Origin of the sequence: Pseudoalteromonas sp. SG44-8, from assembly GCF_014164125.1 — a bacterium.
Lineage (GTDB): Bacteria > Pseudomonadota > Gammaproteobacteria > Enterobacterales > Alteromonadaceae > Pseudoalteromonas > Pseudoalteromonas rhizosphaerae.
This window is the reverse complement of record NZ_JACJEQ010000005.1, coordinates 132,218-145,845: the sequence shown is the minus strand read 5'-3', so window position 1 is coordinate 145,845 and position 13,628 is coordinate 132,218. Positions and strand designations below refer to the sequence as shown.

Below are 13,628 nucleotides of genomic sequence, written 5' to 3'. Positions count from 1 at the left end.
ACATAGCCTTGATTACTTCTTATATTGTTCCAGTGTTTAAATCTACTGAGTTTTTATGCATCCACGATACGCAGCTATTTTTGGTATAGAAAACCTCGAACTAAATCAGCATTTCCGATTACAGCCAGTCGCTGAACAACGTTCTGATGCACCAAGTGCAGCGCCGCAGATAAATATAGAGCTAAGTACAACGCTATTGGCTGATTTAAATCGCGCTATTGCGCCATTAAAAATTAGCCAAGTAGTGCAAAGCGATAAGCTTGCATGGCATGATGGTCAATTGAGCTTACCAACCCAGCAGCTTAATGCTGATAATAAACGCGCGCTATGGGCGCTGATGAGCACACACCTTGATAACCTTTGAATCTGTTACTGAATTATCCATTGATGCGCTGATGCGTGTTGAGAACGCGTGTCACACTCATCCGTGGACAGTAAACACTATGCAATCATGTCTCGCTGGGCGTTACTTTAATTTAGCTGCGTTTAATGAGCAGCAAATTATTGGTTTTTATATCGGTGAAAAAGCAGGGCCTGATTTTACTTTAATGGATATCTGCGTGGCACCTGATTTTCAGGGGCAGGGGATTGCCAAACAATTGCTTGCAGCGTTTATTGAATACGGCGAAAAGCATCACGCTGAAAACTTATTTTTAGAAGTACGTGAAACCAATACTCGTGCCATCGCCTTATATGAGCAGGCAGGCTTTAGTGAAATGTCGGTACGTAAAAATTACTACCCAAGTAGTGACCCATCAAAAAATGGCCATGAAGATGCTATCTTAATGGGAATGACATTACTTTTTGGTTAATGACTGTTCTTGTTGCAAGGTATATTTTATAGCTTCAATTAAGCTCAGTGCTAAATAATCACGGCGGTTGTGATCACGGCCACGTAAATTATCTTCAAGTGTGGCCGCCGCATGGTGAATATTACTAAAACCAAAACAACCAGCACTGCCTTTTAAACTATGGGCCAGTGCTCTGAGCTGCTCCCACTCACCATTATTGTATAGCTGCGTAACGTCGGTTAAATAACCTGGCAGTTTTAAGCGATAGTTGTCGTTGATCTGTTGAAATTTTTCGCTGTTTAGCAAGCTATCCCATTTATTTTGGCTGTCTTTTTCAATATTTAAATAGCTAACAAGCACACTTTCTAAGGCATCTTTATCGATAGGCTTAGCCAGTGCTTCGTCGCAACCGGCTTGCAAATAGGTGTTTACGTCATCTTTCATTACATTCGCGGTAAGTGCAATGATCGGCCCATCGTAGGCTGCATGGCGGAGCATTTGTGTGGCTTCTAAGCCGCCCATTACCGGCATTTGCATGTCCATAATGATTAATTGATAGTCATTCACCAGCGCCATTTCAACAGCTTCTGCACCATTGTTGGCTATATCAGGCTCAAGCCCCCATGTTTGCAGTAATAACTTGATTAGTACTTGGTTGTCAGGGTTATCCTCGGCGACTAATATATTGGCATCAAAGCTATTTTCTGCGAATGAAAGCTGTAAGTCCTTAGCGGGAGTTAATTGGCTTAACTCAGTCAGCATTGGCACTGTTTGTTGTTTATCAGCAGGTAAGTTACAGGCAATTTGCACGCAGAAACAGCTTCCTTGGCCTGGCGTGCTTGTTACATAAACATCACCACCGAGCAATTGTGCTAAATTTTTAGAAATACATAAGCCTAAGCCAGTGCCGCCAAAGCGTCGTGTTGTTGTTGTATCCGCTTGTTCAAAAGGTTTGAATACCCGTTCAACTTCTCGCTCTGACATGCCAATACCGCTATCTTTAATGGCAAATTCTATGAGTTGTAAATCACTGTTATAGGTAATATCTAATTCAATTAAACCTTGCTCGGTAAACTTCACTGCATTGCTGGCAATATTAATGAGAATTTGCTTTAAACGAGTGCTATCACTATTAATTATACGCGGTAATGGTAAGTGAAAATTGATATTGCAGTTAAGTTTCTTCTCTTGTGATAAAGGACGAATAATCGAATCAATATCATGAACTAACTGCACAATATCTAGCGGTTCTTTTTCAACAGCTAATTTTTCGGCTTCGATTTTCGACAAGTCTAAAATATTATTGATGAGTTCAAGTAAGTGTTTAGAGTTACGTAATATAGTATTTAGGTGCCAAGCGTCGCCGGTTGTATTTTGGCTGTGTAATAGCTGCTCAGTAAAGCCCATGATGGCGGTTAGTGGTGTACGTATTTCATGACTCATATTGGCTAAAAAGCGGCTTTTTAATTGGTTCGCTTGTTCCGCTTGGGCAATGGCCACCTCGAGTTGACTATTCATGGTTTCAAGTGCCTTGGTACGGCTTTCGACTTTATCTTCTAAGTGATGTTTATATTCTTCAAGTTCGTCTTGATAATGACGAATTTGGTTCACCATGTGATTAAAATCATTAAATAATACCCCCACCTCATCATTATTATGGGCAGGCAAATATACCGACAAATCGCCGTCTCCTACTCGATGGCTGGCTGCCCCAAGTAACTCAATTGGGTTAAGTAGTAAATTACGTACCACAATAAAAATCAGCATCGGCAGGGTGATCACTGAAATAATCACAATCAAGGCGGTGATCAAACTGATCGCTTTGCCGGATTGATAAAGCAAGGCTTTGGGGATGGTCGAGACATAATAATAACCACCGCTCATTTGGATGGCGTAAATCATCCGTTCAACCTTATCAATACTCGATAACTCTATGGTTGAGAGCTTACCTAGATCGGCTAAGTCGTGAATTTGTTGCAGCTCATATTCGCTAATATATTGACCGCGCTTATTGTAGTCTGAGCTAAATAATATTTTGCCATTGCTGGTCAGTAATAAATTTAAGGTATTGTTATAGGGCGCTTCTAAAATGCTGGTATTTAAAATCGATGGCTCAACATGCAACACAATAAACCCTAGTTGTTGCGGACGTTTAAGGTAGTAATCAGCACTGTAAATACGTTGAATAAAATACAAACTGGTAGTGCCATCTTGTTTTTGCACCATAAACTGTTGTTGGCGTAAGTTACTTTGTAAAACTTGTGAGAAAAATGGATAGCTGGTTGGTGCGGTATTTAAATTACTGGAGTAATAGGCGTCGCTTTGACCATCCGGAGAGACTAAATTTACGCTAACAATATCGGGGTAAGCTTCTGAATAGCTTGCAAATACATCCATTAGTGCGCCTAGACGACGGGTGTAATTGCCGTTATCGCGTAAGTCATCTGCTAAAAAGTCACTTAGTACAGGGGAGGCCGAGAGTAACTTTGTAGTAGAGTGGAATGAATCGATGTAATTGAACATTTTTTGTTGTTGCTGTTCAACAAAACGGCTAACAATGAGCTCGGCTTGTTTTTGTGTGGAGCTGGTAACGTTGGTGAGAGTAAAGCCACCTAAAAACAATAACGGTAAAATCACCAAAGGCGTGATATACCATAATAATCTTATACTTAACTTACTTGTTCTCATACCCAAACAAAATATCCTCCATGTAATCTATCAATAGTATGCGTTAGCGTAAAATTACACAAGTTTAGTGCGTTCGCTGCAGCAAACGGGTTGAGCTGATTTTAAACCAAGTTATCGGCTAATTACTTGCAATCGTTGCTTTTTTGGCTAAGACAAACAAGGTATAATGTAACAAATTCTATTTTATATTTACAGTGCGTAGCGAAGACCTGTGCTTAGGTTTGTTTTTGGTTGCGCCTTGTTATGACTTAAAGCGGCTTACATGTCTAATTTATTAAACGAAATCAATACGCGACGCACGTTCGCGATCATCTCGCATCCGGATGCTGGTAAAACTACCATCACCGAAAAAGTACTGTTGTTCGGACAAGCTATTCAAAAAGCGGGTACCGTTAAAGGCCGTGGCTCTAATCAACATGCCAAGTCTGACTGGATGGAAATGGAAAAAGAGCGTGGTATCTCGGTCACGACCTCTGTTATGCAATTCCCATACAATAAAGCGCTAGTAAACTTACTTGATACCCCAGGACATGAAGATTTCTCTGAAGATACTTATCGTACCTTAACTGCGGTCGATTCATGTTTGATGGTGATCGATGCGGCTAAAGGTGTTGAAGATCGTACTCGTAAATTAATGGAAGTAACGCGCTTACGTACCACGCCAATTGTCACATTTATGAATAAATGTGACCGCGATATTCGTGATCCGATGGAGTTGTTAGACGAAGTTGAAACAGAGCTAAATATAGCTTGTGCACCGATCACATGGCCAATTGGCTGCGGTAAAGAGTTTAAAGGTGTTTATCATATTCACCGCGGGGAGACCTTGTTATACAAAACCGGCCAAGGTCATACTATTCAAGAAGTACGCAGCATTAAAGGGCTTGATAATCCTGAGCTTGATGCAGCGATTGGCGATGAGCTTGCTGGGCAACTGCGTGAAGAGTTAGAACTTGTTATTGGTGCATCGCACGAATTTGATTTAGAGCTATTTTTAGCGGGTGAGTTATCACCAGTGTACTTTGGTACTGCGCTTGGTAACTTTGGTGTTGACCATGTGCTTGATGGCCTAACTGAGTGGGCACCAACGCCATTACCGCGTGAAACAGAAGACCGTACTGTTGTTGCAACAGAAGAGAACTTCACTGGCTTCGTATTTAAAATTCAAGCGAATATGGACCCTAAGCACCGTGACCGTATTGCGTTTATGCGTATTGTGTCGGGTAAATACAGCCAAGGCATGAAAATGAACCATGTGCGTATAGGTAAACAAGTCAGTATTTCTGATGCGGTAACCTTTATGGCGGGTGATCGTGAGCGTGCAGGTGATGCTTTTGCAGGTGATATTATTGGTTTACATAACCACGGTACGATCCAGATAGGTGATACCTTCACACAAGGTGAAAAGCTTAAATTTACTGGTATTCCAAACTTTGCGCCGGAATTATTCCGCCGCATTCGTCTGCGTGATCCACTTAAGCAAAAGCAATTATTAAAAGGCTTGGTGCAGCTATCTGAAGAAGGGGCAGTACAAGTATTTAGACCGCTTATTAATAACGACTTAATTGTAGGCGCGGTTGGTATATTGCAGTTTGATGTGGTTGTAGCGCGTTTGAAAGCAGAATATAACGTAGATGCTTTATACGAAAGCGTAAATGTAAATACCGCACGTTGGGTAAGTTCGACTGACGTTAAAAAGTTTGAAGATTTTAAACGTAAGTGCGAAAGCAACTTAGCGCTTGATGGCGGCGATAATTTAACTTACATAGCGCCGAGTCGTGTAAATCTTAACTTATCAATTGAGCGCTATCCAGAAGTGACATTTAACCACACGCGTGAAAATTAGACTCAAATTTTAATTTAAAGCTCGCCAACGCGGGCTGGTAAAGGTAATAAATTACATGAATATTCGTACCCTACTAATTGAAAGAGCCATCGCAGCCATGACTGGCGCTGGCTTACCAGCAGATACTAATCCTGCGGTAACACAGAGTACCCGACCACAATTTGGTGACTACCAAATTAATGGTGCAATGGGCGCTGCTAAAAAAATGAAAAGCAACCCGCGAGAGCTTGCACAACAAATTATTGATCACTTAGATGTAAGTGATATCGCAGATAAAACAGAAATTGCCGGCCCTGGTTTTATCAATATTCACCTAAAACCTGAGTTTTTAGCGCAAAGCTTAAAAGCGGCAAACCAAGATGCAAAGCTTGCTGTTGCTGAGCATGCACAACCGCAAAAAGTAGTGGTTGATTACTCATCACCTAATCTTGCTAAAGAAATGCACGTTGGGCATTTACGTTCAACGATCATTGGCGATGCAGTAGTACGCGCACTGGAGTTTCGTGGCGACACGGTTATTCGTCAAAACCACATGGGCGATTGGGGCACGCAATTTGGTATGCTGATTGCGCATCTGGAAGATCAAATCAGCCAAGGTGTTGATTTAGATTCTGTGGCACTTGCTGATCTAGAAACCTTCTACCGCGACGCTAAAAAGCGTTTTGATGATGAAGAAGGTTTTGCAGATAAAGCGCGTGATTACGTAGTAAAACTACAAGGTGGCGACGCGCATTGTGAAAAACTATGGAAGTTGTTTATCGCAACCTCGGTAAAGCATTCTGAAGAAGTATATAAACGCTTAAATGTAACGCTTACACCAGACGACATAATGGCTGAAAGTGCTTATAACAGTGAACTGAACAATATCATTAAGTTATTACAAGATAAGAATATTGCTGTTGAGTCACAAGGCGCACAGGTGGTGTTTTTAGATGAGCTGGCAAATAAAGATGGTGAGCCATCAGTGTTTATCGTGCAAAAATCAGGTGGCGGTTTCTTATACGCAACCACCGATTTAGCCGCCTGTGATTACCGTTCAAACAAGTTAGGCGCAGCCCGCATTTTAATTTTTGTTGATGCGCGTCAAAGCCTACACTTCAATCAAGTAGAGCTTACTGCACGTAAAGCCGGTTTACTACGCGATGAAACTAGCTACGAATTTTGCCCATTTGGCACCATGATGGGTGAAGACGGCAAACCATTTAAAACGCGTACAGGTGGCACGGTAAAACTTGCTGATTTACTTGAAGAGTCAATCACTCGAGCTGCTGCTAAGCTTGCTGAGCGTGAGTCTGACTTAACTGATGAAGAGCGCAGTGAAATTGCCCGTAAAGTAGGTATTGGCGCAGTTAAATATGCAGACCTTTCTAAGCACCGAACCAGTGATTACATTTTCAACTGGGACAGTATGCTTAGCTTTGAAGGGGCAACAGCACCTTACTTACAATATGCTTATACTCGTGTACGCAGTATTTTCCGTAAATCAGGCGTAGACGCAGCAAGTTTAAACGCAGATGTCGCTATTGTTGAGCCGCAAGAAAAAACCCTTGCGCTTAAACTACTGCAATTAGAAGAAGTACTTGATCAAATGATCAGTGAGGCAACACCGCACGTATTATGTAGTTACCTATACGAGCTTGCCAGCCTATACATGACCTTCTACGAAGCTTGCCCAGTACTTAAAGAAGGCGTAGAGCCAAGTGTACGCGATAGCCGTTTAGTGCTGTGTAATTTGGTAGCGGATACACTGAAAACGGGCCTAGATCTTTTAGGCATTGAAGTCATGGAGCAAATGTAATCACCGTCGTATTTTAATCTAATACTGCGTTGTCCACTCGACTGACCCTAATCACATACAACTACGTATGCTCATAGGGATAAGTCGAGTGTCCGCCTTATCTTAGACTAAACTACTTAGGTGAACGTCTGCTGCGTGTAGTTCGCTTTAGCTGCGTTAATGAGTTTATTTAGCCTAAGTCACATACAAAATACGTATGCTCCTTGGCGGCATAAATAAACTCACTGCCTTGCTAGCGCTCCTACACTTGCAGATAATTTTAGGTGCTAGGTGCTAGGTGCTAGGTGCTAGGTGCTAGGTGTAGCTTGACACTGAGCTGCAATTGTTAATTTTGTAGCTTACAGCTTACAGCTGATAAAGAAGGATTTGATATGAAACTTGAAGATATCCGTCGTGAGTATTTGCAAGATGCTCTGAGCGAAGAGAATTTACTTGATGATCCATTCAAGCAATTTGAAACCTGGCTTGAGCACGCGGTAGCAAGTAAACTGCCCGATCCAACGGCGATGGTGGTGGCAACGGTTGATGAAACCGGTCAGCCTTCGCAACGTATTGTGTTGTTAAAGCATCTTGATGATAACGGGTTTGTGTTTTTTACCAATACCGGCTCGCGTAAAGCGCAAGAGCTTAAAGGCAATAATAAAATCTCTTTGCATTTTCCGTGGCACCATATGGAGCGCCAAGTGATTGTTTATGGTGAAGCACAACCACTGCCAACTTCAGCGGTTGCCAAGTACTTTTTGTCACGTCCCAAAGAAAGCCAGTTAGCTGCATGGGCTTCAAAGCAAAGCCGTCCTGTATCATCGCGTAAAGTGTTGATGGAAACTTTTGCTAATATGAAAACCAAGTTTGCTAAAGGCGAAATACCATTGCCAGATTTTTGGGGGGGGTACTGTGTTGTGCCAACAAAAATTGAGTTTTGGCAAGGTGGTGCACACCGCCTGCATGACCGTTTTATATATCAGCGTCAAGCTGATAACAGCTGGCAAATAACGCGTTTAAACCCATAATTTATTATGGCGTTTATTGATTCCCACTGCCATTTAGATTTTACTGAATTTGATGCCACCCGCAGCAAGCTAATTCAGCAATGTCAGCAGCTGGGGATCGAAAAATTGATCGTGCCGGGGATCACTTTGGCACAATCTCTTTCTTTATGCGCTTTTGCTAAACAGCATTCTGCAGTGCGCATCGGTGCAGGTTTACATCCTTACTTTTTAGCAGAATATCACCACAGTCATTTAGCCAAACTGACTGAGTTTACTGTGCAACATCGCCAGCAATTGGTCGCTATTGGCGAGTGTGGTATTGACCGCAGTATTGACGATATTGTTTTGCAAACTCAGATATTTGAGCACCATATCGATCTTGCTAATCAGCTTGAATTGCCATTGATTGTGCATCATCGACAAAGCCATGACCTTATTGCACAGTCATTTAAGCGCTGTAAGCCAAAATATGGTGGTGTTATACATGCTTTTTCAGGCTCATTACAACAAGCACAGTATTATATTAAACAGGGTTTTAAACTCGGGGTGGGCGGGGTGATCACTTATCAGCGAGCACAAAAAACACGTTCCGTTGTTGCTCACATAGCACCTGAACACTTACTACTTGAAACAGATGCACCTGCAATGCCGTTAGCGGGCTTTCAAGGGCAAATAAACACGCCGTTACAGTTACCCCTAGTGTTTGAGCAGTTATGTCAATTAAAGCAGATCACAACACCTTATAAGGCTGGTTTTCAAAAGCAGCTTTATGATTCGTGCTCAGAACTTTTTCGGATATAACGATTTACTTGCCAGCGCTTTAAACCACGGCCTAATTGCCAAGTAAAAATGCAGGTTATCACTAGCATTAGTAATACTTGGCGGCCTAAGTCATGAAAGCTGCTATGACTGGTTGCTACTGCTGAGCGGGTCAAGTAAGTTATTGCAACAAATCCTAGTGGGCGATCGTCATCACTGATTATCGGTTCAACAAACGGGGTTTTAAGTTTACTAATACCTGGAGTGGAGTTGGGCAGCTTACCTAAAATATGGTGAGCTTGCCAATTATCACTACTGGCGATAAGTATGCCTTGCTGATCATAAATCGTTGCAGCCAGTACAAACTCATCTTTGCTTATGCTGTTACATAAGGCTGTTAATTCAGGTTTGTTTTTTTCAAGTAGCGGCGTTTTGGCATTGAGAGCCATAAAACGAGTTAAGCTTTTTGCTGTGCTGTCGGCACTATCATAAAGCAACTGGTGGCTTTGAAAACTACCATTAACAGCAACCCAAGTCAGCAATACAAAGCATGCCGCAGCAATACTTAATCGCACTAGGCGTTGCCTAAGAGATGCTGAAATAGGGTTTTTAAGATGGTTATTTTTCATAGTCACCGTTTACGCTGCTGACAGCTTTTGTTTTTGATGTTACAACTAAGCGTAACTATAACCTTAAATCCCCCTTTATGGCGAATTAATACCAATCGACTTAAATATTTAGTCTTTCTAGCGTGCTAAATAAAGCGCTAACGGCGTTATAAGTTTTTTATGTAGAACAACTACATATAAAATTTATGCCTTGTTATCACTCTATTTATCCGTCGCTATAAATGACCAATAACCTAACCCGATTGGTATAATTGTTATTTTACAGGGGAGACATTAGTATCATTTTTGGAGTTATCATGACATTGGAGCGCTTTGCGAGCCTTTCATCAGAGCAGTTATCGGCACAGTTGTCGTTAGGTATGTGGTATCACTATCAAGATGCTTTATTAGTACCAACAAGCTTACCAACTGATCCGCAAGGAATGTTTAGTATTGCTTTTGCAGGGGACTTTAGCGGCCAACAACTAGCTAATATAATTAACTTTTTAGCTCAGCAGCAGTTTATTGTCAGTGCATTTTGTCGTTATCAACCAGAGCCAAACTTAAGCCCCGCACTGTGTTTTTACAGCGAGACACTAAGTCCAAGCATTAATCCTTTGGTACTGAATGAATTTGCCCATCCATTAGGATTTCAATTTGTACAAGTTAGTAAGCCACCGATTTTAACTAAGCCCGGTTTATTAGTAATGGATATGGACTCAACCGCCATTACGATTGAATGTATTGACGAAATCGCAAGGCTTGCTGATGTATATGATGATGTCGCAGCGGTAACCGCACAAGCGATGGCTGGTAAGTTAGATTTTAGTGAAAGCTTACATCAACGAGTCGCTAAACTTGCGGGTATTGAGCAAAGCTTAATTGATGAACTAAAAAATAGTTTACCATTAATGCCAGGGATCAAAGCGCTATGCCAAGTGCTAAAGCAGCATAATTGGTATTTAGCCATTGCCTCAGGTGGCTTTGTGCCATTTGCTGAACAAGTGCAAAAACTGCTTGAACTAGACGAAGTACATGCCAATGTTTTGGAATTTAAAGATAATAAGTTAACAGGTAAAGTGCTAGGCACGATTGTTGATGCGCAGCAAAAAGCCGTGGTGTTGAGCCAATTACAGCAACGATTAAATTTACCTACGCAACAAACAGTAGCGATTGGTGATGGTGCGAATGATTTGACCATGATGGCTGCGGCAGGACTCGGTGTTGCCGTACACGGTAAACCTAAAGTTGTTGAACAAGCCCAAGCTGCAATTTGCCAAGGCTCGCTATTACAACTGTTATATTTATTAACTATTCCTGTTATTAAGTAACGGAGTTAAGTTAGGCGTTTAAGCCAAGTCTGCTTGCGCTTATTCATTTGGTCTACCAGCTCTGCGGTAAAGTCCAAATGACTAAGCGTTTCATTTGTTACATCAACCATGTCACCAACACCTGTTACTGCCCACAGTGCCTCTTCAAGATCTTTTGCTTTGTGCAATGCATATTGGCTTACGTATTTTAACTCGTTAGATAAGTAATCTGTATCAGGGCGGCCAGTGCGTGAAATATAAATACGCATTATAAAGATCAACTCAGATTTGAGACCTTTCTTTAAAAAGAGTAACTGTGGGGCATAATCCTCGCCTGCACTGCACTTGCTTTTTATAGCGTCTTTAATGGTCGGTTTTTTAGGATCAAAACGAATAAATAAAGTGAAAGGTAGAGGAGGATCTTGACGACTGCGATCTTTTATAAGCGGTGTGATCACGCCATTGAGCTGCTCTGGCGATAAAAAAGCATCAATGCTGGTGGTATTATTAAGCAAGCCATAGTTTTGCAAAATAATATGCAATGGGCTCGGGTACAAGCCTTGACCAATTGCTCCTGTTTTAAAATGTGCAGCTTCTTTATGTAAATAAAACGGAAATTGGCAGACACTTTTAGTTACCATATTTCGCAGCGCTGTCGATAATCCTGGCACCTTTGGCGCTTCTTCAGATACTTTTAGTTTATCTTTATTATTTTCAATTAACTGCGTAAAAAATTTCACCCCTTCGTGTGGGTTATCAACAATACGTAAGGCTTTTAAGTTGATAGTGGTGAACGATTTACTGACCGCCATCACTTCGTACTTTAATTTACTCAGCGTGTGCTTTTTGGTTATTTTTTGCAGCTCAGGTAAGCTTAATTCAACAACTTCACCTTTTTGAAAAGTAACCGGTTGGTCACACTCAATTTGCAACCCCATCACCGAGAAATCACGACTATGAGCGGTATGTGTTTGCTCATCCTGAGTTGTTAATACTACATCGGTTTTATACAAATAGCGTTTGTGAGAGCGTAGGTTTACATACTCTAAATCCACGGTTTCAAGCTTTGGTGGGGTTTTATGTTTGCCATGGCCAAAGTGCTTGAGCTGATTAACTATACTTTTATCGTAACTAAAACTTTGATAATGCGCTCGTTCAACGTCTGTTCCGACTGCTGTTAAAATCACTAGATATTTTACGTCTTTGATCATTCCTTGTACGCGAGGCGTTGGTGGCTTGTTTAATTTTTCAATATCTTTGCCAGCGGTATTTGGTAAGCTTAATGGAATAAATGAATCTTCTGGATGGCTTGGCATTAACTGTACTTTAAAACATTGCCAGCTTTCTTTTTGGCTACCAAAACCAAAAAATAATGCGCTTAATTGCGGCTCTGCAGTCAACTCCGTGCGTGTTGCTGAGTAATAATATACTTTTCCAGCAACCACGTGCGTAAAGGTGTATAAATACTCTTCTTTAACTGGGGCTGGGTTACTTAGTAACTGACTTAAACGTTGCTGATTTAAAATAGTGTATAAACATGACAGCTTTCGCTCATCGCAAAAATAACGCTGAATAAAAATATTGTTTTCAGTGGTCAGCACTAAACTTGGGTAGAGTTTATCGTTTTGCAAACTAAAAAAAGTAAATAACGAAGTCACCCGGGGAATATAGTACTGCTCATAGCCTTTTGATACGACGGCATCTAAAGTATTATCTAAATTTACTTTATAGCGACGCTTATTGCCGTGAATAAAGCTTTCTAAAAACTCATCAAATTTTGCGTTATTTTCTATAAAAGTACGTTTTAAGCGAATATGATTAAATTCCGCAGAGATTTTCTCAACTGCAACAACTTCATATTGAATGCCGTTTTTTAAACCTAATTCAAAATCTTGCTCAAGACCGACTAAACGCAGTCCTAATAACTGCCCTTTTTTGACTTGATAGCGCGGTGAGAGCTTTATTTTTGCGCCACTTAAAGATATATCTGAGGTGGTTGCTGCAATGGTGTTGTCTTTGTTGAGTTCTACAGTGATTTTGATTGAATAGTTCATCCGTTCTTCACGGCGACTTTCATAAGAGGCAAATTTAATAACCTGGCAATCTAATTTTTGTTCATTCTGTAACTCAGGTTGCTTAGCTTGTTCAGCGGCTTTTTTTTGCATTACACGATGGTTATTATCGGTGTTCATTACAGCTTCGTAAACAGCAAGGGTATAACCACCATGGCGTTCTATGGCTTGTTCAAATACCGCAATAGCGGTTTCATCCATAAAGTGTTGTTTGCCTTCATACTCATAAGGTTTAACTTGACCTGTTACTTGGCCGCGTAAATCAATAAAACGGGCGATAGGTTGCGACAAGCGCGACATTTCCATCTTGATCAAGAACTGCTCAGGTTTTGTTAAACCCGCTGTCTTCGATTTAAAGATCGTGTCAAATTTGGCATTACCTAAATATGATTTAAGCTCATCAACTAAACTTTCATATTTAAGCAGAGTGTCTTCAGTCATTTATAAAACCATCACCGTCTATTCTAAAAAGTTGGTATACTGCACATGTATTTACACACTCACTTGGTTGCTGGTTTGCAGCATGTGCGGTGTAATGAGTTACCATCTTTAATTTTTATTATTATGAGATTGCCAAATAAATGGCTCATTACTTTAGTTTATTAATCAAAAAAGCCCAAGCTAAAAAGATTAAGCAAAAAATATGCCCTAAAGTAAAAGTGATAAACCTTGCTTTTTTATATATCTCGATTGTGGCGTTGAATTGCCTGATTGGCAAGGTCAATATTCAGCGCACGATAACGTAACAATAAATTAAAGATCATCCT

Annotated in this window: 10 protein-coding genes; 7 read left to right on the top strand and 3 right to left on the bottom strand. The window is 40.9% G+C overall.

Features of this window, described 5'->3' with window-relative positions; genetic code table 11:
- Positions 1–55: 55 nt before the first annotated feature.
- Entirely contained in the window at positions 56–364 is a 309-nt protein-coding gene (locus H5163_RS06385; RefSeq protein ID WP_182734704.1) for a hypothetical protein, read from the top strand.
- Positions 351–812: a ribosomal protein S18-alanine N-acetyltransferase gene (gene rimI, locus H5163_RS06380; RefSeq protein WP_182717138.1), complete on the top strand. Its 462-nt coding sequence runs from the start codon at positions 351–353 to the stop codon at positions 810–812. Before H5163_RS06385 ends, rimI begins: the two co-directional genes overlap by 14 nt.
- On the opposite strand, the gene H5163_RS06375 is transcribed toward rimI, so the two are convergent.
- A complete protein-coding gene (locus tag H5163_RS06375; protein ID WP_182717137.1) occupies positions 798–3,479 on the bottom strand; it encodes a hybrid sensor histidine kinase/response regulator in 2,682 nt (893 codons plus the stop codon). The two genes, rimI and H5163_RS06375, sit on opposite strands and share 15 nt — an antisense overlap.
- 262 nt (positions 3,480–3,741) lie before the next feature.
- Between H5163_RS06375 and prfC the strand changes: the two genes are divergently transcribed.
- The 4 genes from prfC to H5163_RS06355 all read left to right on the top strand — a co-directional run bounded on the left by prfC (position 3,742) and on the right by H5163_RS06355 (position 8,913).
- A complete protein-coding gene (gene prfC / locus H5163_RS06370; protein ID WP_145235504.1) occupies positions 3,742–5,325 on the top strand; it encodes a peptide chain release factor 3 in 1,584 nt (527 codons plus the stop codon).
- Between the two features lie 55 nt (positions 5,326–5,380).
- Entirely contained in the window at positions 5,381–7,123 is a 1,743-nt protein-coding gene (gene argS, locus H5163_RS06365) for an arginine--tRNA ligase (RefSeq protein WP_182731774.1), read from the top strand.
- 371 nt (positions 7,124–7,494) lie between these two features.
- Complete coding sequence (gene pdxH, locus H5163_RS06360; RefSeq protein WP_145235507.1) at positions 7,495–8,133, top strand: pyridoxamine 5'-phosphate oxidase; 639 nt, start codon at positions 7,495–7,497, stop codon at positions 8,131–8,133.
- Between the two features lie 6 nt (positions 8,134–8,139).
- Complete coding sequence (locus H5163_RS06355) at positions 8,140–8,913, top strand: TatD family hydrolase (RefSeq protein ID WP_182731505.1); 774 nt, start codon at positions 8,140–8,142, stop codon at positions 8,911–8,913.
- Here the strand turns inward: H5163_RS06355 and H5163_RS06350 are convergent.
- Positions 8,880–9,500: an AhpA/YtjB family protein gene (locus tag H5163_RS06350; RefSeq protein WP_145235511.1), complete on the bottom strand. Its 621-nt coding sequence runs from the start codon at positions 9,498–9,500 to the stop codon at positions 8,880–8,882. The genes H5163_RS06355 and H5163_RS06350 overlap by 34 nt on opposite strands.
- A gap of 296 nt (positions 9,501–9,796) precedes the next feature.
- Between H5163_RS06350 and serB the strand changes: the two genes are divergently transcribed.
- The gene (gene serB, locus H5163_RS06345) at positions 9,797–10,810 is read left to right on the top strand and encodes a phosphoserine phosphatase SerB (protein ID WP_182734703.1); all 1,014 of its coding nucleotides are present in this window, start codon (positions 9,797–9,799) and stop codon (positions 10,808–10,810) included.
- Between the two features lie 5 nt (positions 10,811–10,815).
- On the opposite strand, the gene H5163_RS06340 is transcribed toward serB, so the two are convergent.
- Positions 10,816–13,302, bottom strand: coding sequence for a PilZ domain-containing protein (locus H5163_RS06340; RefSeq protein ID WP_182734702.1), 2,487 nt, complete (start codon positions 13,300–13,302; stop codon positions 10,816–10,818).
- Positions 13,303–13,628 lie beyond the last annotated feature (326 nt).